The sequence below is a fragment of the Streptomyces phaeoluteigriseus genome (genome assembly GCF_001896135.2).
GTDB lineage: Bacteria > Actinomycetota > Actinomycetes > Streptomycetales > Streptomycetaceae > Streptomyces > Streptomyces phaeoluteigriseus.
Genome location: NZ_MPOH02000011.1, coordinates 963,050 through 988,230 on the forward strand (window position 1 = coordinate 963,050; position 25,181 = coordinate 988,230).

Below are 25,181 nucleotides of genomic sequence, written 5' to 3' on the forward strand. Positions count from 1 at the left end.
GGGGAGGGACAACGGGGGACCGGAACGTCCCGGCGGGGGCCGGGGAAGGGACACCAGGGGACCGGAACGGTCCCCCGGCCGGGACCGGGGAGGGACACCAGGGGACACCGGAACGGTCCCCCGGCCGGGACCGGGGAGGAATGCGCGCGACGATGCGGCCCCTGCCGGCGCTGGGGGAGAGCGCACGCGACGATGCAGTCTCCGCCAGCTCCGGGAAGGGGTGCGGGGGACGAAGTCCCCGCCGGGGTCCGGGGCGAAGCCCCGCGGCGGTCACCTACTCCGGGACGGTGAAGTACCGGGCGAACGCCGGGACGACCTCCGCCTCCCCCACGACCCCGTCCGCGTCACCGTCCAGCACGGCCGCCGCCCCGCGGGCGACTTCCTCACTCGCCCCCAGCGCCCTCAGCACCCGCACCGCGTCGTCGACCGTGGCCCGCCCGTCGCCGTCCGCGTCCGCGATGTCGAGCGCCGCGTGCAGGAAGGGCCGGGCGATCTCGGCGAACCGCTCGGGGTTGTCGCGGAGCCGCTTGACGGCCCCGCCCACGAACTCGTCGCGGGTGATCCGCTGGTCCCCGTCCCGGTCGGCGATCCCGGCCATGCCCTGCCAGAACGCCTCGGCGCCGGCGTACAGCGCCTGCCCCTTGCCGGACCGGGCCGGCACACCGAACTCGGCGAGCACGGCCTTCGCCGCGGAGGCGAAGTCCACGCGGTCGATGTAGCCGTTGCCGTCCTGGTCGAAGGTGGCGAACCGGGCGGCGATCTTTCGCTCGTACTCGCTGCTCACCATGTCTCTGGGCCGCCTTACGTCATCACGTCGGGTGTGGGTCTTCGCAGGGGAGCGTACGACGCCGGCCACACCCGGGCAGCGGGAAGGTGTCACCTGTGCCAAGAACGAGGGAATTCCGGTACGAGGATGTGGCGGAAGCCGTGACGCGGTGCACCGGAGCCGGTCAGGCGGACAGCGGCTCGGCACCTTCGACGACGGCCTCGGCGACATCGCCGTACACGTCGAAGAGGCGGCGCACGCCGAGCGCGCCCAGGACCCGGTTGACGTGGGAGTCGTCGACCGCGCCACGGGCCGGCAGGATCAGCCGCAGGCGTCCCTGGCAGGAGCGGATCAGCCGCCGGGAGGCGATGAGGACGCCGACCCCGCTGGAGTCGCAGAAATGCACCTCGGAGAGGTCCAGGACGAGACTGTGGCGGCCCTCGGCCACCTCGTCGTGCACCCGTTGACGCAGCACCGGCGACGTCACCAGGTCCAGCTCGCCCGACACGCGGAGCACGGCCCATCCGCCCCGCTCACCGCCGGTCACTTTGATGGTCACCACCACGCCCTTCATCCGCCCGAACGGAAGCCGTCCCTTCGCTTCCTCGCAGCGCGGCTGCCCAGCGGCCGTTCCCCGAAACGCCGGGCGAAAAACAGCAGATAAGAGGAAGAGGCTTGTTTCAGTCGCTATCAGTCCTGTTCGATCGACCCTGATCACACCCCGATCCCACCGCTCCCCGCCCGTCCCCGTCCGCCCTCACTTGATCCAATCCGATCAAGCCTGATCACCGGCAGGGTGGGTACGCGCGCCGGAGACGCCCATATCACCCTCCGCAACACAGGGGGCGCACATTGCAGCAATGGGGCGTGCGTCGTCGGACGTGCCGACTACATTTCGAGGTGACGATGCGCGCAGGCTGGACAGGGACAGGCCCCGGTGGGGGCGCCGGGCACGGGCAGGGCTGAGGGGGCCGCATGGCGAAGAAGGACGCACCGCCCCGCTGGGACCGCAGGATGCAGCAGCGGCTGGCGCGCGGGGAGGCCGCCGCCCTCGGTGAGCTGTACGACCGCTTCGCCTCGCTCGTGCACGGCCTCGCCCATCGCGTGCTGGGCGACGAGCGGGCCGCCGACGGCGTCACCCGCGAGGTCTTCGCGCACGTGTGGGAGCACCCGGACTCCTACGACCCGCGGCAGGGGCCCCTGCGCAGCTGGGTCGCCGCCCTGACCCACCGCCTGGCCGTGCAGCGGCTGCGCGCCACGGAGAGCGCGGCGCTCGCGCTGGGCGGCTCCGGCAGCACCGAGGAACTGGAGGACAAGGTCCGTCACGCCTCGGTCGCCGCCCGCGCCGACTACATCGTCCAGTCGATGCCGACCCCACTGCGCGCCGCCCTGGAGCTGGCGTACTTCCAGCGCCGCGACTACCGCCAGACCGCCGCCGACCTCGGCGTCACCGAGGACGAGGCACGTCGCCGCCTCCGCCTCGGCCTGCAACTGCTCTCCACGGCCCACGACGCCGTCGCCCCCGGCGCCCCGCCCGGACGTTACGGGGGTGCGGCATGACCGACGCGGACCATGTCGGCCCGTACGACGGTGCCGGCGGCGGCTCCGACACCGCACCCGTCGCCCCCGCACCCCTCGCCCCCACACCCGCCGCACCCGGCACCCCTCCGCCTGGAACACCCCGTGCTCAAGGCGCTGTTGGGAGCCTGGGCACTGGCCGCCTGCTCTGCGGAGGAGACCGCCGCCGTCGAGGACCACCTCGGCGACTGCGGGGCCTGCGCCGACGAGGCCCGGCGGCTGCGCGAGGCGGTCGGCCTGCTCCAGCGCCCTGACAGCCTCGACCTGGACCCGGCCCTGCGCACCCGCGTCCTGGAGAGCTGCCTGGACCGGCGCCCGCCGCGCATCCCGGTGCCCGGCTGGGCGATGTCGTACGACGCCGAGACCGCGCGGCTGGACGCGCTGCTCCAGGACTTCGGGGACGCGGAGTGGCACGCGCCCGTGCAGCTGCGCTGGTTCCGCGGCGCGGACGCCACCAGCCGCCGTACGACCGTCGCCGGGGTCATCGCGCACCTGCTGGCGGTGGACGGCCTGGTCGCCGTCGCGCTGGGCCTCGACGATCCGCTGGGACCGGTCACGGGCGGCACGGCGGGCAAGCCGGTGGGATCGCCCGCCGAGCGGACGGAGGCGTTCTGGGACGCCTCGCGCTTCCCGCCCACGCGGTCCGTGCGCGGCCCCTGGCGGGACCAGACCCATGCGCTCGTCCGCACGGCGTCCTTCACCGGTGGGGGTACCTCCCTCGCGAGCGAAGCCGAGCGTGGGGGAGGCCCCGGCACCATGCCGGTGTCGTACGGCGACTTCGAACTGCCGCTGCGGGACGCGCTGGTGGACCGGGCCTTCGAGTGCTGGGTGCACGCCGTGGACATCGCGGAGGCCGTCGACTACCCGTACGAGCCGCCCGCGCCACGCCATCTGCACGCCATGGTCGACCTGGCCGCCCGGATGCTGCCCGGCGCCCTCGCCGAACGCCGCCGCGCGGGACTCACCTCACCGGGCGAGCCCCGGCATCTGGTGACCGCCGGCCGCCCCGGCCGCAGCCTGCGGCTGGAGATCGAGGGGCTGGGCGGCGGCGAGTGGCTCATCCCCCTCGACTCCCCCGCCGCGGTGGGCTCCGCCGACCACGAGGTGGCCCATGTGGCCCTGGACGACGTGGAGTTCTGCCGGCTCGCGGCGGGCCACGTCTCCCCGGAGGAAGCGGCGGCGGGCCAGGTGGGCGACTCCACGGCCATCAGCGACGTCCTGTCCGCGGCGGCGGCCCTGAGCCGGATGTAGGAACCACCGGCACCGCGAGGGGAGGAGCCGCTCAGGCGAAGACGACCGTGCGCCGCCCGTTCAGCAGGATCCGCCGCTCCGCGTGCCACTTCACGGCCCGCGCCAGCGCCTGGCACTCCACGTCCCGCCCGACGGCCACGAGCTGCTCCGGCGTGACGTCGTGCCCGACCCGCTCGACCTCCTGCTCGATGATCGGTCCCTCGTCGAGGTCGGCCGTCACATAGTGCGCCGTCGCGCCGATCAGCTTCACGCCCCGCGCGTGCGCCTGGTGGTACGGCTTCGCGCCCTTGAAGCTCGGCAGGAAGGAGTGGTGGATGTTGATGATCTTCCCGTTGAGCTGCTTGCACAGGTCGTCCGACAGCACCTGCATGTAGCGGGCCAGGACGACCAGTTCGACGCTCTCCTCGCGGACGATCTCCAGCAGCCGCGCCTCGGCCTCGGCCTTGTTGTCCTTGCCCACCGCGATGTGGTGGAAGGGAATGCCGTACGAGCCCACCAGCTCGGCGAAGTCGGTGTGGTTGGACACCACGCCCGCGATCTCCACCGGCAGCGCGCCGGTCCGGGCGCGGAACAGCAGGTCGTTCAGGCAGTGGCCGAACCTGCTGACCATGAGGATGACGCGCATCTTCTCGTCGGCCCGGTTGACCTGCCAGTCCATGTGGAAGGCGTCGCCGATCGCCGCGAAGCTCGCCCGCAGCTTGTCCACGGTCACCGGCGACTCGGCCGAGAAGTGGACGCGCATGAAGAACAGTCCCGTGTCGTGGTCGCCGAACTGCTGACTGTCCTCGATGTTGCAGCCGGTCATGAACAGGTAGCTCGACACGGCGTGCACGATGCCCTGCTTGTCGGGGCAGGACAGCGTGAGGACGTACTGGTCGGCGAGGGTCGCCGTGGCGCGGGTGGACTGCTCACTCATGCAGGACAGGGTCTCATGAGAGGTCACACGCGCAGGAACGCCGTCCGCAGGACGGACTCCGTGTCACCGCCTCGCGCCGTCACTCCTCGGGCGTCACGCCGTCCTCGTCATGATCCGCAGCACCTCGAGCGTGCGCGGCGGGGTGTCCGGCTCCTCGCCGTCGGCCACCGCGAGGCGTACATGGGCGTCGCGCGCCGCCCGCACGGCGTCGGGCCAGCCCTCGTGATCGACGTACGCGGAGACCGGGGCGTCCGGGCCGACCTGGTGCATGATCCGCAGGACGCGCAGCACGGCGGTGTCGACGAGCGCGGCCTCCTGGGAGTCGCGGAAGATCGTGCCGACGTACTTCTCGGCGGACCAGTTGTCGAGCCAGGTGTCCTCGACCAGGCGGTACACGGCGTCGGTGACATCACCGTATCCGTCGACTCCGGCCAGCCAGACGTCCCTCTGGAACACCGGATCGGAGAGCATGTGCAGCGCGGAGCGCACATTGCTGCGCCAGCGCCACCACGGCATGTCGTTGAGTGGCATGCCGCCCATGGTGGAGGAGCGACGGCCGCGACGGGAAGAGTTCTCCGAACCTTGCACGGTCATCGATCGTACGTTTCCCCGTCCCGCCGGCCTCACCAGCCCCCGTAATTCACCTCCGCGTCACCCGGCGTTGACCGTGGGTCACTCTGAGGTTAGTCATGTGGCGGAATCGTGTGTGGACATGACCGGCAGGCGACGCACGCGAAGTACCTTCCTCCCCAGGTCCCTCCGCCCCACCAGGCCATTCAGATCCGCCGCTCTGTCGGCGGGGGTCCTGGTGGCCAGTGCGTCGCTCGCCGCCGGCTGCGGACTCGTCCCCGGGGCCACGGGGGGCTCCGGGGACGACTCGATCGTCGTGATGACCTGGGCGCCCGAGGGCACCGCGGCCACCAACAAGCCCGGCATGCCCGCCTTCGCCCGCGCCTACGCCCGTTGGATCAACGCCAACGGCGGACTGAACGGCCGCACGCTGAAGGTCCTGACCTGCAACGACCACAACGACACCGTGGACGCCGCGAAGTGCGCCCGGCAGGCCGTGAAGGCGAACGCGGTCGCCGTGCTCGGCTCGTACAGCCAGCACTCCGAGTCCTTCCTCCCGCATCTGGAAGGCGCCGGCATTCCCTACATAGGCGGCTACGGCGTCACGAACGACGAGTTCACCAGCCCGCTCTCCTACCCGGTCAACGGCGGCCAGCCCGCGCTGCTGGCGGGCCTCGGCAAGGAACTCGCCGCGGACTGCGGCCGGGTCGCCCTCGTGCGCCCCGACACCATCGCGGGCGACGCCCTGCCCACGATGCTCGACGCCGGACTCACGGCGGGCGGCCACGCCCGGGCCGTGGACCAGCAGGCCGCGGAGGACGCCACCGAGTACTCGGCGCAGGCCGATGCCGCGCTGAAGGCGGCGGCCGTCGAGGACGCGTCCGGCGACAACGCGTCCGGCGAGAACGTGTCCGGCGAGAACGTGTCCGGCGAGAACGTGTCCGGCGAGAACGGCAAGGGGTGTGTGATCCCCGCCCTCGGCGACCGCACCGGCACCTTCATGGACTCCTTCCGGCGCGGCCGCGAGGACTACCCCGCCGTGAGCACCGCCACCGTCCTGGGCAGCGTCGACCAGACGGTCATCAACTCCACCGGCGGCGCGTCCAGCGCCTTCGAGGGGGCGTACGTCACCGGCTGGTACCCGGTGGCGAGCGATCCGCGCTGGGACCCGATGAAGAAGGTGATCAGCGAGAGCGCCTTCTCCGACACCCGGATCGATCCGGCCGACACGGGCGTGCAGACCACCTGGATCGCCTACACCGTGTTCAAGGAGGTCGTGGAGTCGCTCGGTGGCGGCGCGGTGACCGCCGCCACCGTCACCGGCGCCCTCGACGACGGCCTGAAGGTCAGCACGGGCGGGCTCACGCCGACCCTGCGCTGGGGGTTCACCGACCAGCTCGCCTCGATCGGCTTCCCGCGCCTGGTCAACGCCAACGTGACCCTCCAGACCGTGAAGCAGGGCCGCCTCGCGGCGGCCAAGGAGGGCTTCGTCGACGTCACCAGGACGCTCGAGAACGCCGACGTCGACTGAGCCGACGCCGGCCCGCCCTCCCGGCTCACAGCTGCGTCGGCTGCCGCTCGGTCAGGCCGTACGTCTTCGCGATCGCGTTCCACAGCTTGGCGGCCTGCGTCTTCTGGGCGCTGGCCGTGCCGCTGGCGCGGTTGGCCTCCTGCGTCCGGCCCGTGCTGCGGGCCTGGCCCTTCTTGCAGAGCTTGCCCTTGTCCGCGGCCACCTGGTCGGCCCAGGCCGCGTAGTGGTCGTCGGCGGAGGCGGAGGCCTGCCAGGCCTTGGTGAGCGCGGCCGTCAGCGCGGCGTGGTCGGGCAGCTGGTCGACGGTCAGGCCGGACAGCTTCGTCACCAGCCCGGTGCGCTGTTTCGCTGCGTCCCGCAGGTCGGCGGCGGCCTTGGCGAGGTTGCCGCACTTCTTCACGTCGGCCACCGCGGCGATCACCGCCGCCCGGCTGCTGCCGCTGTCCGCGAGGAGCTTGTCCAGGGCGATCGCCTGCTGTTCGGCCGCATCGGCGGACGCCGACGCCGAGCTTTCGGTGGCGGGCGCCGACGCGGCGACGGTCTTGTTGTCGTCGCCCTGGTCGGCACCGCCCTCGTTGGAGAGCAACGCGCCCGCGCCGACCCCGACGACGACGAGAGCCACGCCGATCGCGGCGAGCAGCGGAACCCGCGAGCCGCCGCGGCCACCGCCACGGTCGTCGTCGCGCATCGCGCGTCGTCCGCCGGAACGCCGCCGGGCGGGGTGCGGGCTGCCCCGCGACCGGAGGTATGTACTGCGTGGCGCCCTCGTCGCGTGCCCCGCGACCGGAGGTATGTACTGCGTGGCGCCCTCGTCGCGTGCCCCGCGACGGGAGATGTGTAGGGGGTGGCGCTGTCGTTCATCGGTGGCAGCGGCGCGGCGGGCACGCCGTGGCCGTACGTCGGCGGTGCCGGGGCGCCCTCGGGCGGCAGCGGGCCCGCGCCCCGACCGTGCCCGGATTGCGGTGCGGCACGCCACGCGTCGGGGCCCGTCGGCTGCGGGGTGTCCCACTGCCGGTCCCCTTCCCACTGCTGCGGGTCGGCCTGGGGCGGCCAGGACTGCCCCTGCTGCTGCCCCTGCTGCTCGGGTCCCCAGGGCTGCCCCCAGGTCTGCCCGCCCGTCGGCGGGCCCGCCGACGGCGGAGGCTGCTGCCGGCCGCCGTACTGCTGCTGCCCGGCGTGGGGGTCGTGCCGGGGGCCGTTCGTCGTGCCCGGCAGCAGGGGTTCCCCGCCGTCGGAGGGCAGCACGATGCCTTCGCGCGCGGTCCGCGCCGAGGGCTCCTCGCCCTGTCCACTCTGCGTCACCGGGACTCCTACTGATGGGGGACCTTCGGAATCGTCGGCTCACGCTACCGGGTCCCCGGAACCCCGTGCCACGCAGCTCAGGTCGTGATCTCCTTCCGGTGCCGTGGGTGACGGAACCGGGACGCCGTGCGCTGTATACGCCGTCGATCGTGCGGCGGCGGGCCGTTTCCCGGCCGTTCACGCCACGGCGCCCCGGATGTTCACGCGGCGGGCTGGAGGTCCAGTCGCGCCCCGAACTCCCTGACCACCGGCTCCTCCTGGAACGGCGCCAGCCGCTGCTGGAGATCCTCCAGGTACTCGGCACCCCGGTTGGAGCGGAGCGTCTCCAGCAACTCCACGGCTTTCAGGCCCGTGTTGCAGGCCTGCTCGATCTCCCGCTGCTGCACCTGGGCCGTGGCCAACAGCACATATCCGATGGCCCGCCGGCGGGCCCGGCTCTCCGGATGACCGGCCAGCGACTGCTCCGCGCAGCGCGCCGCCGCCTCGGCCTGCCCGAGGTCGCGGTGACAGTGCGCCAACTCGTCGGCCAAGTAGGCCTCGTCGAAGTGCGCGATCCACGCCGGGTCGTCCCCGGCGGTCGGATCGGCCGCCTCCAGCGCGGCCACGGCCCGCCCGGACGCCACCTGCGCCGCCCGTACGTCGCCCATGAGCGCGTGCCCGCGGGCCTCGGCGGCGTGGAACATCGCCTCCGCGCGCGGAGTCACCCGCCCCCGCGCGCCCTCCTGGGCCGCCCGCGCCAACTGGGCGATCTCGCGCGGGTTTCCGAGCTGGGCGGCGAGGTGGCTCATGGAGGCGGCGAGCACATAGCCGCCGTAGCCGCGGTCGCCCGCCGCCTGGGCGAGGCGCAGGGCCTGGATGTAGTAGCGCTGGGCGAGGCCGGGCTGGCCGGTGTCGACGGCCATGTAGCCCGCCAGTTCGGTCAGCCGGGCCACGGACGCGAAGAGTTCGCGCCCCACCGCCTCCCGGTAGGAGCCGGCGAGCAGGCCGGAGACGACGCTGTTGAGGTAGTGCACGACGACCGGGCGCACATGCCCGCTGCCGTACTGGTGGTCCAGTTCGACGAGTGCCTGGGTCATCGCCCTGACGGCCGCCACGTCGGACAGACCCACCCGGGGACCCGCCGAGCGCGCCACCTGCGCGTCGGGTGAGGAGATCAGCCAGTCGCGGCTGGGTTCGACGAGCGCGGAGGCGGCCACGGACGATCCCGAAAGGAAGTCCCGGCGGCCCACGTCACTGCGCCACAGCTCGCAGACCTGCTCGATGGCCCCCAGTACCGTCGGCGAGAACTGGAGACCGACACCCGACGCGAGGTTCTTGCCGTTGGCCATGCCGATCTCGTCGATCGTGACCGTACGGCCGAGTTTGCGGCCCAGGGCCTCGGCGATGATCGCCGGGGCGCGCCCCCGCGGCTGCTGTCCGCGCAGCCAACGGGCCACGGACGTCTTGTCGTAGCGCAGATCGATACCGTGCTCGGCGCCGCACATGTTCACGCGGCGGGCGAGCCCGGCGTTCGAGCATCCCGCTTCCTGGATGAGCGCCTGCAACCGTTCGTTCGGCTGCCGCGCGACGAGCGGCCTTGCGGCCATGGGCACTACCCCCTGTGGCTGCGGTGCCTTTCCCGCGCACCGAGTTGATGTGTCTTCCACCGAGAAATTCCGGCCGTGAAGATCAATGCCCCGCGGACACGGCGAGAATGCGAGACATGCCAGGATTGCCTTGGTTAAGGCGGAAGCCGCCCCCAGCGTGCCTACCCGCTCCCGCGCTCGTTCCTCCCGCGCGCCCCCACCCATGCACCCGTGCGCCCCGGACGCCGAATCGATGCTCCTCCCCCGCGCACGCGGGCGGGCCGTAACCCCAGGTGATGCCCAGAGTTGTGTTCATCGTGGAAGAGACCATCGCGGGCGCCGAGGCCACCCAGATCCCGAGGCAGCGCGGAGAATCGCTGCTGGAGACCGCTGTTCGCTACGCCGAGGAACGTCACTGGGACGTCTTCCCCGGCACCTGGCTCGAAGCCGTCGACGGGACGCAGCGCTGCTCCTGCGACAACCCGGCGTGTCCGGCACCCGGGGCGCATCCGACCCGGCCCGAGTGGGCGACGCAGGCGACGGGCAGCGCGACCGCCGCGCGGCGCATGTGGCAGAAGCAGCCCACCGCGTCGATCCTGCTCCCGACCGGCCGGACCTTCGACGCGATCTCGGTGCCGGAGACGGCCGGGTTCCTGGCACTGGCCCGGATGGAGCGGATGGAGCTGACGCTGGGTCCCGTCACGTTGACGCCGGACCGGCGGATGCACTTCTTCGTCCTTCCCGGCGCGTCGGTCAAGGTGCCGGATCTCGTACGCAGGGTGGGGTGGACGCTGTCCTCCCTCGACCTCCTCGTGCTGGGCGAGGGGGCGTATGTGGCGGCGCCGCCCACGCGGTTCGGATCGCGGGGGGCCGTGCAGTGGGCCTGCCGGCCGACGCCCGCGAACCGGTGGCTGCCGGACGCGGAGGAGTTGATCTCGCCACTGGCGTACGCGTGCGGGAGGGACCGCTAGCCCGACCTTGTCCGAGGGACGGCGCGGCGCACGCTGAGACCGCCTCGCGCCCCTTCGGGGGACGGCTTACCGCCGTAGGGTTCAGCCATGACGTCCGTGCGCGTACGAAACCTCTGGAAACGGTTCGGGCAGCAGGTGGCCGTCGCCGGAATCGATCTCGATCTGCCCGCGGGGAAGTTCATCGGGCTGGTCGGGCCCAACGGGGCCGGGAAGACCACGACGTTGTCGATGGTCACCGGGCTGCTGCGGCCCGACCAGGGCACGGTGGAGGTCGTCGGGCACGACGTGTGGCGGGACCCGGTCGAGGTGAAGGCACGGATCGGGGTGCTGCCCGAGGGGCTGCGGCTGTTCGAGCGGCTCTCCGGACGCGAACTCCTCGCCTACAGCGGCAGGTTGCGCGGGCTGCCCGGTGCCGAGGTCGACAAGCGGGCCACCCAGCTGCTCGACGTCCTCGACCTCGCCGGCGCCCAGCACAAGCTCGTCGTCGACTACTCGACCGGCATGCGCAAGAAGATCGGGCTCGCCGCCGCGCTGCTGCACAATCCCGAGGTGCTGTTCCTCGACGAGCCGTTCGAGGGCGTGGACCCGGTGTCCGCCCAGATCATCCGCGGGGTGCTGGAGCGGTACACGGCATCCGGCGCCACGGTCGTCTTCTCCTCCCACGTCATGGAGCTGGTCGAGTCGCTGTGCGACTGGGTGGCCGTGATGGCGGCCGGCCGCATCCGGGCCCACGGCACGCTGGAGGAGGTGCGCGGGTCGGCGCCCTCGCTCCAGCGGGCGTTCCTCGAACTCGTCGGCGCCCAGGGCCGGGACACCGGCTCCGATCTCGACTGGCTGGGCGGCGGCGCCCGGTGACCGGGCTGACCTCCACCGTCGTACGGCTGAAGCTGGCGCTGTTGCGCAACGGGCTGCGGCAGTCGGGTGGGCGGCGGGCCGCGTACGTCGCCTCCGCGGTCGTCACCCTGCTGTTCGCCGCGTTGCAGCTGATCGGGCTGATCGCGCTGCGCGGGCACGAGCACGCGGCGTCGCTGGTGGTGCTGCTCGTGGCGGTGCTGGGGCTGGGGTGGGCGGTGATGCCGCTGTTCTTCCCCAGCGGCGACGAGACGCTGGACCCGAGCCGGCTGGTGATGCTGCCGCTGCGGCCCCGGCCGCTGGTGCGGGCGCTGCTGGCGGCCTCGCTGGTGGGCATCGGGCCGCTGTTCACCGTGCTGATACTGGTGGGCTCGGTGATCGCCGTCGCGCACGGCACGTTCGCCTACGTCCTTTCGGTGCTCGCCGTGGTGCTCGGGATGTTGGTGTGCGTGGCGTTCGCGCGGGCCGTGGCCACCGCCAGCATCCGGCTGCTGACCAGCCGCAAGGGCCGGGACCTGGCGGTGCTGAGCGGGCTGGTCGTCGCGATCGGCGCGCAGGTCGTCAACTTCGGCGCGCAGCGGCTGGGTTCGTCGGGGCTCGGGCAGCTCGGTCCGGCGGCGGACGTCCTGGCCTGGGTGCCGCCCGCCTCCGCGGTCGGCGCGGTGGACGCGGCGAGCGAGGGGGCGTACGGCATCGCGGTCGGACGCCTGATGGTGAGCGCGGGGGCGCTGGCGCTGCTGGTGGCACTGTGGGCGCGGACCCTGACCCGGCTGATGACGGCGCCGGACGGCTCCACGCTCCAGGCCGCCGAACCGGCCGCGCGGGACCGGCGGACCTCGGCGGGGCTCGGTCGCCTGCTGCCGGCCGGGCGCACCGGCACGGTCATGGAGCGCAGCCTGCGCTATGTCTGGCGCGATCCCAAGACCAAGGCGGCCTGGGTGACCTCGCTGGCCATCGGCCTGATCGTGCCCGTGTTCAACGCGCTCCAGGGCACCGGCTCGATCTACTTCGCCTGCTTCGCCGCCGGGATGCTCGGCATCCAGATGTACAACCAGTTCGGCCAGGACACCTCCGCCTTCTGGATGGTCGCGCTGACCATCTCCTCGACGCGCGACGCCTACGTCGAACTCCGCGCGCGTGCCCTGGCACTGCTGCTGATCACCCTGCCGTACGCGACGCTGGTGACCGTCCTGACGACGGCCCTGCTCGGCGACTGGGCGCGGCTTCCGGAGGCGCTCGGGCTGTCCTTCGCGCTGCTCGGCGCGATGCTGGCGACCGGCGCCTGGACCTCGGCCCGCTTCCCGTACTCCATCCCGCAGGAGGGCTACAAGAACGTGGCCCCCGGTCAGGCGGGACTGGCGTGGATCGCGATCTTCGGCGGCATGGTGGCCGCCGCCCTGCTGTGCGCCCCGGTCATCGCCCTGGCGATCTGGCTGAACGTCAGCGCGGGTGGCGATCGCTGGAGTTGGATCCTGCTGCCGCTGGGTGCGGCCTACGGGGCCGCGCTCACGGTGCTGGGCCTGCGCCTCGCGGCCCCGCGTACGGCGGCCCGTCTGCCGGAGATCCTGACGGCGGTGAGCAAGGGCTGAGGGGGCTTCCCAGGCCTCCTGAACCTTCCTCTGGGCCCTCTCTGGGCCCTCTGCGTCTTCTCCGCCCCCTGTCCGCCCGTCTCCGCCCCCTGTCCGCCCGCTGCCCCTCCGCTCAGCGCGCGAGCACTCCGTCCAGGAACGGCTCGATCGCCGTGCGCCAGCCCTCCGGCTGGTCGTAGTGGACGAGGTGACCGGCGTGGGCCACCTCCGCGTACTCGCCGCGCGGCAGCACCCGCACCATCTCCTGCGCCTCCGCGCGCCCCAGCTCGCCGTCCAGGCCGCGGACGACCAGGGTGGGGCAGCGGACCTGGGTGAGTTCCTCCCAGTGGGCGTCGTAGACCCAGGTCTCGCGGGACTTCAGCATCTGCTCGGGTTCGAAGACGGGGCGCCAGCCGTCGGGGGACTCCTGCATCACCTCGGCGTAGAACTCGCCGCGCGCCGGGTTGGGCCGCTCCACCCACGGGTCGTCCTCACCGAACCACTTGCGGACGTCGGCGAGGGTGGCGAAGGGAGCGGGCCAGGACTCGAACCAGTCGGCCCACTCGCGCTGCGAGGCCGCGCCGAGGGCGGAGGCCCGCATGTCGCAGATGATCAGACCGGAGACCAGGTCGGGGCGCTTGGCGGCGAGCTGCCAGGCGGTCAGGGCGCCCATGGCGTGGCCGACCAGGACGGCGGGGCCGAGGCCGAGTTGTTCGAGGGCGGCCTCGGCGTCCTCGACGTACGCCTCACGGGTGAAGGCGGCCTTCGGCGGCTTCTCGCTCTGGCCGTGACCCCGCTGGTCGAGGGCGACCGCGCGGTGCCGCTCGGAGAGCCAGCGGGCGGTGGACGCCCAGTGCGAGGCACGGCCCATCAGGCCGTGCAGTAAGAGCACACCGGTGGTGCGCTCGGGTGACGGCGGCCCGGTACCCGCCCCGTTCTCCCCGCTCGGCTCTCCGCCCGTCTCACCGGCCGTCCCGCCGGCCGACTGGGCCGGAATCATGGCTTCCGACCTGTCGTCCGCCGGGTCCTTCTTGGGTGGGTCGCCGAACTCCCAGGCCGCCAGGCGTACGCCGCCGGCCCCGGTCACGTCGATGCGTCGCGCCATAGGTCCTGGCACCCCCCTCGCTCCCGCTCGGACCCCTCGCTCCCGCTCGAGCCGGCCGGTCCGGTCACTCGTCGTGTCTGCCGTCGTACCGCTGTGCCGCTACTTCACCCGCAGGCTATCGAATGCTCATTCGAGAAAACCGGCTTCCGCACGCAACACCCCTCGTTCGAGTGACCCCACTCAAGGAATGATCGCCGCTGCCCCGGGGAGACCTTCAGCGGGAGGCGGACCGCTCGGGGAAACCGGTCCGAGGGGACCGACCTTGAGAGCTCGGGGCTCCAGGTCGGAACAGGGGAGGACAGGCCCCGGCGCCGCGAGGCGCCGGGGCCCTCCCATGGTCTGCGGCACATCGTCCCGCCCCCTCAGGTCATATGCCTCACGCGACAGACTGGCACGCGCAGCGCCGGAGCGCTGCGATTCGACACAGGGAACCACCGATTCGACCGGATCGACAGGATGCCTCATCCACCCCGGCAGCCCCACCGGTTGAACAGCGATCAGCTTTTCGCTCCCGCTCGGTCAACGCTTGGCGACGAACACGTGAGAGGCCACGTCCGCCTCCAGCTCGGCCGCCTCGCCCCCGCTGCCCACCAGCACGCCGCCGGCCGACTCGGTCACGCTCACCACGGAGCCCGGCTGCACACCCGCCCGCCGCAGCGTGTACATCAGCTGCGCGTCCGTCTGGATCGGCTCGCCGATGCGGCGTACGACGACCGTCTTGCCCTCCAGGCCGGGGTCGAGATCGGCGAGCGACACCATGCCCTCGTCCAGGAACGGGTCGGCGATGTCCTTCTCGCCCAGCTCCTCCAGGCCCGGGATGGGGTTGCCGTACGGCGACTCGGTGGGGTGGCGCAGCAGCTCGAGGACCCGGCGCTCGACGGCCTCGCTCATCACGTGCTCCCAGCGGCACGCCTCCGCGTGGACCTGTTCCCACTCCAGACCGATCACGTCGACGAGGAGACACTCGGCCAGCCGGTGCTTGCGCATCACGCGCGTGGCGAGACGGCGGCCCTCGTCGGTCAGCTCCAGGTGCCGGTCGCTGGCCACGGACACCAGGCCGTCGCGCTCCATGCGGGCCACCGTCTGGCTGACCGTCGGACCGCTCTGGTCGAGCCGCTCCGCGATCCGGGCGCGCATGGGGACCACACCTTCCTCCTCCAGCTCGAGGATGGTGCGGAGATACATCTCCGTGGTGTCGATCAGTCCGGACATACGTGCCCCTTGATGAGATTGCCGGAGGCTGGACGGCTCTCCGGCTCGTGCGCTGGCCCTGGCTTCAATTCTGCCGGATACCACTGACAAGCGTGCCGCGCCGTTGAAACGAGGGCGTTACGCCAGGGTTCAAGCCCCTCGACGTCCAACCCCGGACGACCCTGCCACCTTCCCGGGCGGCCGCGCACCTTCGCCGGGAGCGCCGCCGGCCGCGGGGGCGCTCCCCCGGCGGCGCCGGGGACTCCCCCGGGCAGGCCCGGACTTCCCGGCGGTCGCCGGACCACGAAGGCCCCCGGCCTGCCACGTCCGGACCCCCGTCCGCGCCCCGTCGCCGCCGTATTGACAGCGCGCTGGTCCAGACCGCACCGTGATCCGCGACACGGACACGGACACCGGATTCGGCAAAGGGGCCCCCTCGGATGAGTGACCGCACGCCCGCCGCGCAGTTCTTCGACGCCGCGATCGGCCTGTTGCAGCGGGTTCGCGACGAGGAGGCGGCGGCCGTCGAGGCCGCCGGTGTCCTCCTCGCCGACACCGTCGCCTCCGGCGGACGCCTCTTCGCCTTCGGCGCGGGCCACTCCTCGCTCGCCGCGCAGGACATCGTCTACCGCGCGGGCGGCCTGGCCCTGATGAACCTGCTGGCCGTGCCGGGCGTCGTGGGCGTCGACGTCACGCCCGCCACCCTCGGCTCCGCCCTGGAGCGCGTCGACGGCCTGGCGAGCGCCGTCCTGGACACCTCGCCGGTGCGCGCGGGAGACGCCCTGGTGATCGTCTCGCTGTCGGGCCGCAACGCGCTCCCCGTGGAGATGGCCCTCAACGCGCGTGCCCTGGGCGTGAAGGTCATCGGTGTCACCTCGGTGGCGTACGCCACCGAGACGAAGTCCCGGCACGTGTCGGGGACCTTCCTCAAGGATCACTGCGACCTGGTCCTCGACTCGAAGATCGCGGTCGGCGACGCCGAGCTGACCCTCGACACCGTCCCCGCGCCCTTCGCGCCCGCCTCCACCGTCGTCACCGCGGCCCTCCTCCAGGCGGTCATGGCCACGGCGGCCGCCTCTCTCGCGGCACGCGGCATCGAGCCCCCGCTGCTGCGCTCCGGCAACATCGACGGCGGCCACGAGTGGAACGGCCGGATCATGGACGAGTACCGGGACCGGATCTTCTACCGGCACTGAGGAACCGCACCGGGGCGAGGGTCAGGCGCGTGTCAGGCGTCGTCACCGCCTCCGGCGGGACCGGCTGACCCGGTGACCTCGACGAGGTCGGCCAGATCCAGGAGTGCCGCCATGCGGACGGCCACATCCTCGGCGTACGGCGAGTCGAACCGCTCGAAGGCGGTACGGCCCACCGTGCGCAGGAACGTCACGACGCCCAGGGTTCGGCCGCGGCTGCGCAGGACCGCGCACAGCGCGTGCACGGTGTCCTCGGGCCACTGTCGCGCGCGTGCCCACTCGCGCGAGCGGTCCGGCGCCACGCTGCCCGCGGAGGCGCGCACCGAGCCGGCGCGGCCACGCACTGGAGGGCCGGGTGGCCTTCCGTGTACCCCACCGGCAGGCCCGCGTGGCCGGTGAGGACGCTGGGCCCCGGAGCGCCCGAGGGCGTGGCCGCCACCCGCACCAGCCGCGGCGGGGCGTCCGACTCCCCGTCCGCCCTCGGCGGGCCCGCGACACGGTCGATCACGGCGTGGTCGGCGAACCCGGCGAGCGCGAAGTCGAGATGGACCGTCGCCGCCTCCGCCGGGTCCTCGCACTCGGCGGCCGCCCTCGAGGCCCGGTGCAGCTGGTTCGTCCGGAACCGCAGCAGTGCCGCCTCCTGCTCGCTCTGCTTGGCCTCGGTGACGTCCTGGAACAGCCAGCCGACGCCGAGCGGCACCGGCTCCTCGGCGAGCGGCGAGGCCAGCCGCACGAACCCGCTGCGCCAGCAGCGCCGCTTCTCGCCCTCCGGGGTGCGCACGCCCACCCACATCTCGGCGGGCGCGGGCGGGGCGCCCTCGGCGAGGACGTGCGTCAGCGCGTTCTCCAGCTCCTCGACGCCGCGGGTGAGCAGGTCGCCCAGCGGGCGGCCCAGAACCGCCGTACGGCCCGTGCCGAGCGCGCGGGCCGCGTGCGCGTTGACGACGGCGGGGCGCAGGTCGGCGTCGACGAGGACCACGCCCCAGGACGCCTCCTCGAAGAGGGCCTCGCTGAGCGCGATGGAGCGCTCCAGGTCGATCTGGGTGTGCACCTCGCTGAACGCGCAGTACAGCCCGGCGGGCTTGCCGTCGGGGCCGCGGACGGCGGCGGACTGGGTGCGCACGAGGACCCGGCCGCCGTCCTTGGTGAGCAGCGCGAACTCGTGCACCTGCCGGCCGGGCGCCCGCATGGCCGCCATCAGCCGGCCCTCGACCTCCTCGGCGTCCGCCTCGCGCACCGCCCAGCCGGCGAAGCCGGACCTGCCGACCGCCTCCGCGGCGGTCCAGCCGAGGATGCGCTCCGCCTCGCGGTTCCAGTGGGTGACGACGCCGTCGGCGTCGAAGGCGCACAGGGCCGCGTCCATCCCGTCCAGCAGCGCGGCGAGCAGATCCGAGCCGTCCGGACCCTCCGGGCCGGGCCGCTCGGGCTCGTCCGGTCCCAGTTCGTCGGTGGTCCCACTACGGCGGGAAGCACTCACCTGGACCCCCTCAGGTTCGCTCACGTGCCCTCATTCAACTTGAACGTGACGCAGCCCACATATGGTTCCCGCAAGATTGCAGAGGAATCGTCGTACGCCGGTCCCGCCAGGTACGCCTCTCGGTGCCGGCCGCGCCTCGTCGAGCTAGGTCGCGGCCAGCCGCAGGTCGACCCAGACATCGCTCTCGCCGTCCAGCGTGTAGCGCTCCGTCTCGACGAACCCACGCGCCTCGGCGAACCGCAGACCGTCCTCGTTGACGGCCAGCACGCACGTCTCCACGGCGCGGGCGCCCAGCACGCGCGCGTGGGGGAGCCCGTGGTCGTACAGCGCGGTGCCGTGCCCGCGACGGCGGTACGGCGGCAGCACGCGCGCGATGACGGTCGCCACCGCCTCCTCGCCCTCCGGGGGCCGCACCGTCGAGCAGCCGACGAGGACGTCTCCGACGTAGGCGTTGTCCAGGCGGTGGCGGCCGGCACGCGCGCGTGCCTCGTCGAGGGACATGGCGGCCGGGGGCACGATCGCGTTGTGGACGTGCCGCCACTGTTCGAGCATGGCCTCGCCGACGACCGGCGCGATGCGAAGACGAAGATCGGTCACCGCCCCAGGCAATCGCGCGGCCGGGCGGGCGTCAACGGGGTTGCGGGGTCCACCGGTCTCGTGGACGAACGAACCTCTTGCGAAAAACGGTTGATCGGGCGGCGGAACGGTTCTTAAGGTGGCGGCACACGCGAAAGGAGGTGATCCGGTAGATGTGTTATTCCCGGACTCGTGAGGTGACTGCGGGCTAGCGGCCCGCCACCACACCCAGCAGTGGGTGCCGGACCAGCGTGTGCGCGACGCACGCAGCCGGCCAGTTCAACGCAGTCACCCGACCCGCGAGTCGCCGGTAAGTCCGGCCGGCCCTCCCCCGGAGGACCAGACTCGCGGGTCGTCCGCGTGTACGGACCCTTGGCGTCCGGGCCGCCCGTCCGTGGAATCTTCGGCGCGTGATGTGCGCCACTTACGGATTCATGGGCGAGGAGTACTCTGAGCGCATGCTTCCGCTCGTACGACGCCGCCACGTGGACTACGTCCGCGTCACGAGCACGGGCTGTCGACGCTCCCTCTGAGCTGTCCGGCCCCCTTCGCGGTACAGCAGCCGCTCGCGTTCCCCCCTTCCCTGCCCACTTGGCACCCGTGCGCCCGCCCCACCCCGGCGCCCGCGCGGGACCCGTACACCTTGCGGACGCACCATGACGAACACGTCGACGAACCCGTCGTACCAGCAACTGCCGATCATCGATCTCTCCGCCGCCGACCGCGGGCCCCGGGCCCGGGCGCTGTTGCACGCGCAGCTGCACAGCGCCGCGCACGACGTGGGGTTCTTCCAGCTCGTGGGGCACGGGGTGAGCGGGGCGGAGACCGCCGCGCTGACCTCCGCGACCCGGCGGTTCTTCGCCCTGCCCGAGGCCGAGCGGCTCGCGATCGACAACGTGAACTCGCCGCACTTCAGGGGCTACACGCGGACCGGTGACGAGCGGACCGGTGGCCGGCAGGACTGGCGCGACCAGCTGGACATCGGGGCGGAGCGGCCGGCGCGGGTGCCGGGGCCCGGGGAGCCCGCCTACTGGTGGCTGGAGGGGCCCAACCAGTGGCCCGCCGGGCTGCCCGAGCTGCGGGTGGCCGCGCTGCGGTGGGTCGAGCGGCTCAGCGGTGTCGCGCAGAAGCTGCTGCACGAGCTGCTCGCCGCGATCGGAGCGCCCGCGGACTTCTACGACCCGGTGTTCGGCGAGCACGCGCATCCGCATCTGAAGCTGGTGCGCTATCCGGGGAGCGCGGGCGACGGCACCGGTCAGGGGGTGGGCGCCCACAAGGACTACGGGTTCCTGACGCTGCTGCTCCAGGACCAGGTGGGCGGACTCCAGGTGCAGCGCGAGGACGGGCGCTTCCATGACGTGCCGCCGCTGCCGGGGGCCTTCGTCGTCAACCTCGGTGAGCTGCTGGAGGTGGCGACGAACGGCTATCTGCTGGCCACCAACCACCGGGTGGTGTCGCCGCCGAGCGCGGTCGAGCGGTTCTCCGTGCCGTTCTTCTACAACCCCCGGCTGGACGCGCGCGTGGAGCCGCTGCCCTTCCCGCACGCCGGCGCCGCGCCGGGCGTCACCGACGATCCGGCCAACCCGCTGTTCGCGGAGTACGGGTTCAACGAGCTGAAGGGCAAGCTGCGGGCCCATCCGCTGGTCGCCGAGCGGCATCACGCGGAGCTGCTCAGCCCCGCGTGACGGCCGCCGGTTCGGCTCAGCGCGCGATGTCGTCGAAGCCCTCGACGTCGCGCGGGCCCCGGGAGCCGGGGCCGATGTAGCGGGCGGAGGGGCGCACCAGGCGGCCGGTGCGCTTCTGTTCCAGGATGTGCGCCGACCAGCCGGCGGTGCGGGCGCACGTGAACATCGACGTGAACATGTGCGCGGGGACCTCGGCGAAGTCGAGGACGATGGCCGCCCAGAACTCCACGTTGGTCGCCAGGACGCGGTCCGGGCGGCGGGCGTGGAGTTCGGCGAGGGCCGCCTTCTCCAGGGCCTCGGCGATCTCGAAGCGGGGTGCGCCCAGTTCGCGGGCGGTACGGCGCAGCACGCGCGCGCGGGGGTCCTCGGCGCGGTAGACGCGGTGGCCGAAGCCCATGAGGCGTTCGCCCTTGTCGAGGGCCTGCTTGACGTAGGCCTCGGCGTCGCCGGTGCGTTCGATCTCCTCGATCATGCCGAGGACACGGGAGGGGGCGCCGCCGTGCAGCGGGCCGGACATGGCTCCCACGGCGCCGGAGAGGGCGGCGGCGACGTCGGCGCCGGTGGAGGCGATGACGCGGGCCGTGAAGGTGGACGCGTTCATGCCGTGCTCGGCGGCGGACGTCCAGTAGGCGTCGACGGCGGCGACGTGCTTGGGGTCCGGCTCGCCCCGCCAGCGGATCATGAACCGCTCGACGACAGACTGGGCCTTGTCGATCTCGCTCTGCGGGACCATGGGGCGGCCCTGGCCGCGGGCGGACTGGGCGACGTACGACAGCGCCATGACGGCGGCGCGGGCGAGGTCCTCGCGGGCCTGCTCGACGTCGATGTCGAGGAGCGGCTTGAGGCCCCAGACGGGGGCGAGCATGGCGAGCGCGGACTGGACGTCGACGCGGATGTCGCCGGAGTGGACCGGGATGGGGAACGGCTCGGCGGGCGGCAGTCCGGGGTTGAAGGCTCCGTCGACGAGCAGACCCCATACGTTGCCGAAGGAGACGTGGCCGACCAGGTCCTCGATGTCGACGCCCCGGTACCGGAGTGCGCCGCCCTCCTTGTCCGGTTCGGCGATCTCCGTCTCGAACGCGACGACTCCTTCGAGTCCGGGTACGAAGTCGGACATCAGGCGGCTCCTCGTGATGTGTGCGACAGGTGGCGCCGGTGGTTCCGCGGTCCGTGCGGGGACTCGCGGTCCTGGGCGGTCACCCCGGTGATGCCCCGTGCGGTCGGCGGTCACCCCACCGGGGTGGCACCAGCACCATATCCCCGAGTGCCACCTTTGGGGAGTGTCACGGCACTCAGTGCCACCTCGGGGTGGGGAAGGCCCTGCTGCGGAGGGCTCCGGTGCGGCAAGATGACGGCGTGGACCACGCAGAAACCGTCTCTCCCGATCCCGCCTCCATGCGCAAGCAGTACCGGGCGGAGGGCCTCGACGAGGCCGACCTGGCCGCCAGTCCGGTGGCGCAGTTCGCGCGCTGGTTCAAGCAGGCCGCCTCGGAGGCGCACCTGTTCGAGCCGAACGCCATGGTCGTCTCCACGGCGGACGCCCGGGGACGGCCCTCGTCCCGCACGGTGCTGCTGAAGCACTTCGACGAGCAGGGCTTCGTCTTCTACACGAACTTCGACTCCCGCAAGGCCCGCGACCTCGCGGAGAATCCGCACGTCTCCCTGCTGTTCCCGTGGCATCCGATGGCTCGGCAGGTCATCGTGCGGGGTGTGGCGCGGCGCACGGGGCGGGACGAGACGGCGGCGTACTTCCGGACCCGGCCGCACGGCTCGCAGCTCGGCGCGTGGGCGAGCGTGCAGTCCGCGGTGATCGCCTCCCGCGACGACCTCGACGCCTCCTACGCCGAGCTGGCGGCCCGGTATCCGGAGGGTGAGCAGGTGCCGGTGCGCCGCACTGGGGCGGGTTCCGGGTGGCGCCGGAGTCGGTGGAGTTCTGGCAGGGCCGGGAGAACCGGTTGCACGACCGCCTGCGGTACATGGCGGAGGCGGACGGCGGCTGGCGGGTGGAGCGGCTCAGCCCCTGAGGGCGGCTCATCCGGTCCGTCCGGTCCGTCCGGTCCGTCCGGTCCGGCGACCGCACCGGACCGGTCGCTCAGCGGCCGAGGTTCTGTTCGAGCAGGGCCGCCCACTGGGTGACGACCCGGTCGCGGCGGGGGGCGTCGTCGGTGAGCAGGTTGGCGAGGCCGAGGCCGCGGGCCATGTCGAGGAGGCCCTGGACGGTTTCGCGGACGCCGGGCCCGGACTCGTCGGCGCCGAGGAGCTCGACGGCTATGCGGTGCGTCTCGCGACCGACGCGCGCCTCCAGTTCCGTGACGCGTGAGCGGAGCTGTTCCTCGTTGGAGGCGGCGACCCACAGGTGCAGGGCGGCCCGGAAGAGGGGGCCGGTGTACAGGTCGACGAGGGCGGAGACGACGGCACGCCGGTCGCCCGCCGCGCCCTGCGGGAACAGGGCGCGCAGCGCGAGGGAGCGTTCCTCGGCGACGTATTCGACGGCGGCCGTGAAGAGGTCCTCGCGGGTGGGGAAGTGGTGCTGGGCGGCGCCGCGGGAGACACCGGCCCGCTCGGCGACGACGGAGACCGTGGAACCCGCCCAGCCGTGTTCGGCGAGGCAGGCCACGGCGGCTTCCAGGAGCCGCTGCCGGGTGGCCCGGCTGCGGTCCTGCTTGGGGGCGCGGTCGCGGTCGACCGGGCTCACAACACCCATGCGGGTTCCCGTCGTTCGAGAAATGCCGTCATTCCCTCGCGGGCCTGCGGGGAGGCGAACAGTCGGGCGGAGAGCGCGGTGAGATCGGCCGCGTCCCGCTCGAACGCCTCCAGCACCCTAACCGTGAGCAGTCGTTTCGTCTCCGCCAGGCCTTGGGGGGCGGCCTTGCGCAGGCCGTCCAGGACGGGGGCGAGTACGGCGTCGACGTCGTCGGCGGTCGCGGTGAGCAGGCCGATGCGGGCCGCCTCGGGGGCGGCGAAGCGTTCGCCGGTGAGGTAGTAGCGGGACAGGGCGCGGGGGTCGGTGCGCGGGAGGAGCGGAAGGGAGATGACCGCCGGGGCCACGCCGATGCGTACCTCGGTGAAGGCGAACGTCGACGCGGTGGAGGCGGCGGTGATGTCGCAGGCGGCGAGGAGACCGAGGCCGCCGGCGCGGACGTGGCCGGTGACGCGGGCGACGACCGGCTTGGGCAGTTCGACGAGCCGGCGCAGCAGGGCGACGAACGCGTCCGGGGCGGGTGGGTCGCGCAGGTCGGCTCCGGCGCAGAAGGTGCCGCCGGTGTGGGTGAGGACGACCGCCCGGACGTCGGGGTCCTGGGCGCAGTCGGTGAGCGCGTCGGCGAGTGCGGCGACGAGGGGTGCCGAGAGGGCGTTGCGCGTGCCGGTGGCGTCGAGGCTGAGGGTCTCGACGCCGCGCTCACGGGTGCGGCCGATCAGCGAGGTCATGGCTGCTGCTCCCGCTGTCGCCGTCCTGGGTGCCTGCTCCGGTGCGGTCATGGGCGTTCCCGCAGTTCGCGGCGGAGGATCTTCCCGGAGGCCGCGCGCGGGACGGCGTCGAGGAAGGTGACGAGGCGGACGCGTTTGTACGGTGCGACGCGTTCGGCGACGTACATCGCGACCTCCCCCTCGGCGAGGTCGGGGGCGGTCGGCTGGCGGACGACGTAGGCGTGCGGCACCTCGTTGCCGTCGCCGTCGTACTCGCCGACGACGGCGGCGTCGGCGATGCCGGGGTGGGTCAGGAGCAGGGCCTCCAGTTCGGCGGGGGCCACCTGGAAGCCCTTGTACTTGATGAGTTCCTTGACCCGGTCGACGACGAACAGCCAGCCGCCGGCGTCCACGCGGCCGATGTCGCCGGTGTGCAGCCAGCCGTCGCCGTCGATCATGGCGTCGGTGGCGTCGGGGCGGCCCAGGTAGCCCTTCATGACCTGCGGGCCGCGGATGAGGATCTCGCCCGGTTCGCCGACGCCGAGGTCCTTGGCGGGGTCGTCGAGGGAGACGACGCGCATCTCGGTGCCGGCGATCAGCTTGCCGACGGTGCCGGCGGGCGCCTCCCGCATGGCGTCCAGGGGGACGACGTGGGTACCGGGCGACAGTTCCGTCATGCCGTAGGCCTGGCCGACGGGCGGCAGGTTCAGGCGGGCGGAGCAGGCGGCGGCGAGGCCCGCGTCCAGGGGTGCGGCGGCGCTGATGACGTACCGCAGGGACGACAGGTCGTACTGGGCGACCGCCGGGTGTTTGGCGAGGGCGAGGACGATCGGCGGGGCCACGTACAGGCCGGTGATGCGGTGGTTCTGGATGGCCGCGAGGAACGTCGCCAGGTCGAAGCGGGGCAGCACGACGACGGTGGCGCCCTTGCGCAGCGGCGCGTTCATCAGGGCGGTGAGGCCGTAGATGTGGAAGAAGGGGAGAACCGCGAGGATGCGGTCGCCGGGGCCCGCCGTGATCGCCGGTTCGAGCTGGGCGAGGTTGGTGGCGATCTGCCGGTGGGTGAGCATCACGCCCTTGGGGACGCCGGTGGTGCCCGAGGAGTAGGGCAGGGCCGCGACGTCCTCGACGGGGTCGATGACGACCTGCGGCTCGGGAGCGGCGGAGGCGAGCATGTCGATCAGTGAGCGGTGCCCGGAGGCGCTGTCGCAGACGAAGATCTCCTCGACGCCGCCCGCCAGTTCGGCCGCCCGGCGGGCCGTCTCCAGCAGCGGGGAGACGGTGACGATCCAGCGGGCGGCCGAGTCGCCGAGCTGCTTGGCGAACTCCTCGGCGGTGGCGAGGGGGTGCACGGTGGTGACGGTGGCCCCCGCGCGCGTGGCGGCGTAGAACGCGGTCGGGAAGGCCACGGTGTTGGGGCTGTGCAGGGCGAGGACGTCACCCTTGCGGACGCCGGCCTCGGCGAGGGCGGCGGCGATCCGCCGGTGGAACCGGTCCACCTGCTCGTAGGTGAGAGTGGTGCCGTCGGTGCCGTCGACGAGGGCGGGCAGGTCGCCGAACCCGGCGGCGTGGCCCAGCACGGCGTCGTGGATGGGGAGGTCTACGGGCGGGACGTCTGCGTACTCGCTGCGGAACATGGTTCCTCCTCGCTGCCCGGCGGATGACCGGCGGGCGAC

Annotated in this window: 22 protein-coding genes and 2 pseudogenes; 10 read left to right on the top strand and 14 right to left on the bottom strand. The window is 72.9% G+C overall.

From position 1 onward, the window contains the following. Positions 1-274: 274 nt before the first annotated feature. Both BM536_RS15435 and BM536_RS15440 read right to left on the bottom strand, forming a co-directional pair. A complete protein-coding gene (locus tag BM536_RS15435) occupies positions 275-787 on the bottom strand; it encodes an EF-hand domain-containing protein (protein ID WP_073499496.1) in 513 nt (170 codons plus the stop codon). 163 nt (positions 788-950) lie between these two features. After that, the gene (locus BM536_RS15440) at positions 951-1,331 is read right to left on the bottom strand and encodes an STAS domain-containing protein (protein ID WP_073499506.1); all 381 of its coding nucleotides are present in this window, start codon (positions 1,329-1,331) and stop codon (positions 951-953) included. A gap of 410 nt (positions 1,332-1,741) precedes the next feature. Here BM536_RS15440 and BM536_RS15445 point away from each other — a divergent pair, with 410 nt between their 5' ends. After that, on the top strand, positions 1,742-2,326 hold the full coding sequence (locus tag BM536_RS15445) for a sigma-70 family RNA polymerase sigma factor (protein ID WP_073499498.1): 585 nt from the start codon (positions 1,742-1,744) through the stop codon (positions 2,324-2,326). A 12-nt stretch (positions 2,327-2,338) separates the two neighbouring features. Continuing rightward, entirely contained in the window at positions 2,339-3,595 is a 1,257-nt protein-coding gene (locus BM536_RS15450; RefSeq protein ID WP_107439591.1) for a zf-HC2 domain-containing protein, read from the top strand. Positions 3,596-3,626: 31 nt separating this feature from the next. Here the strand turns inward: BM536_RS15450 and purU are convergent, their stop codons facing one another. Beyond that, positions 3,627-4,511: a formyltetrahydrofolate deformylase gene (gene purU, locus BM536_RS15455; RefSeq protein ID WP_073499500.1), complete on the bottom strand. Its 885-nt coding sequence runs from the start codon at positions 4,509-4,511 to the stop codon at positions 3,627-3,629. Between the two features lie 93 nt (positions 4,512-4,604). Further along, on the bottom strand, positions 4,605-5,105 hold the full coding sequence (locus BM536_RS15460) for an SCO4402 family protein (protein ID WP_073499502.1): 501 nt from the start codon (positions 5,103-5,105) through the stop codon (positions 4,605-4,607). Positions 5,106-5,223: 118 nt separating this feature from the next. On the opposite strand from BM536_RS15460, the gene BM536_RS15465 reads away from it, so the two are divergent. Next, positions 5,224-6,612 (top strand): ABC transporter substrate-binding protein, encoded by a 1,389-nt coding sequence (locus BM536_RS15465; RefSeq protein WP_073499504.1) that lies wholly within the window; start codon positions 5,224-5,226, stop codon positions 6,610-6,612. A gap of 25 nt (positions 6,613-6,637) precedes the next feature. On the opposite strand, the gene BM536_RS44830 is transcribed toward BM536_RS15465, so the two are convergent. Then, positions 6,638-7,300, bottom strand: coding sequence for a hypothetical protein (locus BM536_RS44830; protein WP_425444636.1), 663 nt, complete (start codon positions 7,298-7,300; stop codon positions 6,638-6,640). A gap of 260 nt (positions 7,301-7,560) precedes the next feature. On the opposite strand from BM536_RS44830, the gene BM536_RS44835 reads away from it, so the two are divergent. After that, the gene (locus BM536_RS44835) at positions 7,561-7,929 is read left to right on the top strand and encodes a hypothetical protein (protein WP_425444637.1); all 369 of its coding nucleotides are present in this window, start codon (positions 7,561-7,563) and stop codon (positions 7,927-7,929) included. Positions 7,930-8,114: 185 nt separating this feature from the next. On the opposite strand, the gene BM536_RS15475 is transcribed toward BM536_RS44835, so the two are convergent. Beyond that, positions 8,115-9,500: an NsdA family TPR-like regulatory protein gene (locus tag BM536_RS15475; RefSeq protein WP_094103036.1), complete on the bottom strand. Its 1,386-nt coding sequence runs from the start codon at positions 9,498-9,500 to the stop codon at positions 8,115-8,117. Between the two features lie 287 nt (positions 9,501-9,787). Between BM536_RS15475 and BM536_RS15480 the strand changes: the two genes are divergently transcribed. From BM536_RS15480 to BM536_RS15490, 3 genes are all read left to right on the top strand, one after another. Next, entirely contained in the window at positions 9,788-10,450 is a 663-nt protein-coding gene (locus BM536_RS15480) for a bifunctional DNA primase/polymerase (protein ID WP_094103037.1), read from the top strand. An 87-nt stretch (positions 10,451-10,537) separates the two neighbouring features. Then, on the top strand, positions 10,538-11,305 hold the full coding sequence (locus tag BM536_RS15485; protein WP_073495919.1) for an ABC transporter ATP-binding protein: 768 nt from the start codon (positions 10,538-10,540) through the stop codon (positions 11,303-11,305). Then, on the top strand, positions 11,302-12,891 hold the full coding sequence (locus BM536_RS15490; RefSeq protein ID WP_107439592.1) for a transporter: 1,590 nt from the start codon (positions 11,302-11,304) through the stop codon (positions 12,889-12,891). Before BM536_RS15485 ends, BM536_RS15490 begins: the two co-directional genes overlap by 4 nt. A gap of 112 nt (positions 12,892-13,003) precedes the next feature. Here the strand turns inward: BM536_RS15490 and BM536_RS15495 are convergent, their stop codons facing one another. Both BM536_RS15495 and BM536_RS15500 read right to left on the bottom strand, forming a co-directional pair. Continuing rightward, positions 13,004-13,975, bottom strand: a complete 972-nt coding sequence (locus BM536_RS15495; protein ID WP_073495917.1) for an alpha/beta fold hydrolase — start codon at positions 13,973-13,975, stop codon at positions 13,004-13,006. A 519-nt stretch (positions 13,976-14,494) separates the two neighbouring features. After that, positions 14,495-15,187 (bottom strand): iron-dependent transcriptional repressor DtxR, encoded by a 693-nt coding sequence (locus BM536_RS15500; RefSeq protein ID WP_073495915.1) that lies wholly within the window; start codon positions 15,185-15,187, stop codon positions 14,495-14,497. A gap of 419 nt (positions 15,188-15,606) precedes the next feature. On the opposite strand from BM536_RS15500, the gene BM536_RS15505 reads away from it, so the two are divergent. Beyond that, a complete protein-coding gene (locus tag BM536_RS15505; RefSeq protein ID WP_073495914.1) occupies positions 15,607-16,362 on the top strand; it encodes an SIS domain-containing protein in 756 nt (251 codons plus the stop codon). A gap of 32 nt (positions 16,363-16,394) precedes the next feature. Here the strand turns inward: BM536_RS15505 and BM536_RS15510 are convergent. After that, a pseudogene (locus tag BM536_RS15510) lies at positions 16,395-17,836 on the bottom strand (PAS domain-containing protein). Between the two features lie 144 nt (positions 17,837-17,980). After that, a complete protein-coding gene (locus BM536_RS15515; RefSeq protein ID WP_073495913.1) occupies positions 17,981-18,433 on the bottom strand; it encodes a GNAT family N-acetyltransferase in 453 nt (150 codons plus the stop codon). Between the two features lie 635 nt (positions 18,434-19,068). On the opposite strand from BM536_RS15515, the gene BM536_RS15520 reads away from it, so the two are divergent. Next, positions 19,069-20,097: an isopenicillin N synthase family dioxygenase gene (locus BM536_RS15520; RefSeq protein WP_073495911.1), complete on the top strand. Its 1,029-nt coding sequence runs from the start codon at positions 19,069-19,071 to the stop codon at positions 20,095-20,097. A 16-nt stretch (positions 20,098-20,113) separates the two neighbouring features. Here the strand turns inward: BM536_RS15520 and BM536_RS15525 are convergent, their stop codons facing one another. Beyond that, a complete protein-coding gene (locus BM536_RS15525; RefSeq protein ID WP_073495909.1) occupies positions 20,114-21,214 on the bottom strand; it encodes a citrate synthase 2 in 1,101 nt (366 codons plus the stop codon). Between the two features lie 278 nt (positions 21,215-21,492). Here BM536_RS15525 and pdxH point away from each other — a divergent pair. After that, positions 21,493-22,121 (top strand): annotated as a pseudogene (pdxH, locus tag BM536_RS15530) (pyridoxamine 5'-phosphate oxidase). 68 nt (positions 22,122-22,189) lie between these two features. Here the strand turns inward: pdxH and BM536_RS15535 are convergent. The 3 genes from BM536_RS15535 to BM536_RS15545 are packed head-to-tail and all read right to left on the bottom strand — an operon-like array spanning position 22,190 to position 25,142. Then, positions 22,190-22,801 (bottom strand): TetR/AcrR family transcriptional regulator, encoded by a 612-nt coding sequence (locus BM536_RS15535; protein WP_073495907.1) that lies wholly within the window; start codon positions 22,799-22,801, stop codon positions 22,190-22,192. Next, on the bottom strand, positions 22,789-23,526 hold the full coding sequence (locus BM536_RS15540; RefSeq protein ID WP_094103038.1) for an enoyl-CoA hydratase family protein: 738 nt from the start codon (positions 23,524-23,526) through the stop codon (positions 22,789-22,791). Before BM536_RS15540 ends, BM536_RS15535 begins: the two co-directional genes overlap by 13 nt. A gap of 47 nt (positions 23,527-23,573) precedes the next feature. Continuing rightward, positions 23,574-25,142 (bottom strand): 4-coumarate--CoA ligase family protein, encoded by a 1,569-nt coding sequence (locus tag BM536_RS15545; protein ID WP_073495905.1) that lies wholly within the window; start codon positions 25,140-25,142, stop codon positions 23,574-23,576. Between the last annotated feature and the right edge of the window lie 39 nt (positions 25,143-25,181).

Excerpts from the sequence above, each read along its gene's own strand:
- BM536_RS15435 (WP_073499496.1), bottom strand. The coding sequence starts at position 787 with ATGGTGAGCAGCGAGTACGAGCGAAAGATCGCCGCCCGGTTCGCCACC.
- BM536_RS15445 (WP_073499498.1), top strand. The coding sequence starts at position 1,742 with ATGGCGAAGAAGGACGCACCGCCCCGCTGGGACCGCAGGATGCAGCAG.
- BM536_RS15450 (WP_107439591.1), top strand. The coding sequence starts at position 2,339 with ATGTCGGCCCGTACGACGGTGCCGGCGGCGGCTCCGACACCGCACCCG.
- purU (WP_073499500.1), bottom strand. The coding sequence starts at position 4,511 with ATGAGTGAGCAGTCCACCCGCGCCACGGCGACCCTCGCCGACCAGTAC.
- BM536_RS15460 (WP_073499502.1), bottom strand. The coding sequence starts at position 5,105 with ATGACCGTGCAAGGTTCGGAGAACTCTTCCCGTCGCGGCCGTCGCTCC.
- BM536_RS15465 (WP_073499504.1), top strand. The coding sequence starts at position 5,224 with ATGACCGGCAGGCGACGCACGCGAAGTACCTTCCTCCCCAGGTCCCTC.
- BM536_RS44830 (WP_425444636.1), bottom strand. The coding sequence starts at position 7,300 with ATGCGCGACGACGACCGTGGCGGTGGCCGCGGCGGCTCGCGGGTTCCG.
- BM536_RS15475 (WP_094103036.1), bottom strand. The coding sequence starts at position 9,500 with ATGGCCGCAAGGCCGCTCGTCGCGCGGCAGCCGAACGAACGGTTGCAG.
- BM536_RS15485 (WP_073495919.1), top strand. The coding sequence starts at position 10,538 with ATGACGTCCGTGCGCGTACGAAACCTCTGGAAACGGTTCGGGCAGCAG.
- BM536_RS15495 (WP_073495917.1), bottom strand. The coding sequence starts at position 13,975 with ATGGCGCGACGCATCGACGTGACCGGGGCCGGCGGCGTACGCCTGGCG.
- BM536_RS15500 (WP_073495915.1), bottom strand. The coding sequence starts at position 15,187 with ATGTCCGGACTGATCGACACCACGGAGATGTATCTCCGCACCATCCTC.
- BM536_RS15505 (WP_073495914.1), top strand. The coding sequence starts at position 15,607 with ATGAGTGACCGCACGCCCGCCGCGCAGTTCTTCGACGCCGCGATCGGC.
- BM536_RS15520 (WP_073495911.1), top strand. The coding sequence starts at position 19,069 with ATGACGAACACGTCGACGAACCCGTCGTACCAGCAACTGCCGATCATC.
- BM536_RS15525 (WP_073495909.1), bottom strand. The coding sequence starts at position 21,214 with ATGTCCGACTTCGTACCCGGACTCGAAGGAGTCGTCGCGTTCGAGACG.
- BM536_RS15535 (WP_073495907.1), bottom strand. The coding sequence starts at position 22,801 with ATGGGTGTTGTGAGCCCGGTCGACCGCGACCGCGCCCCCAAGCAGGAC.
- BM536_RS15540 (WP_094103038.1), bottom strand. The coding sequence starts at position 23,526 with ATGACCTCGCTGATCGGCCGCACCCGTGAGCGCGGCGTCGAGACCCTC.
- BM536_RS15545 (WP_073495905.1), bottom strand. The coding sequence starts at position 25,142 with ATGTTCCGCAGCGAGTACGCAGACGTCCCGCCCGTAGACCTCCCCATC.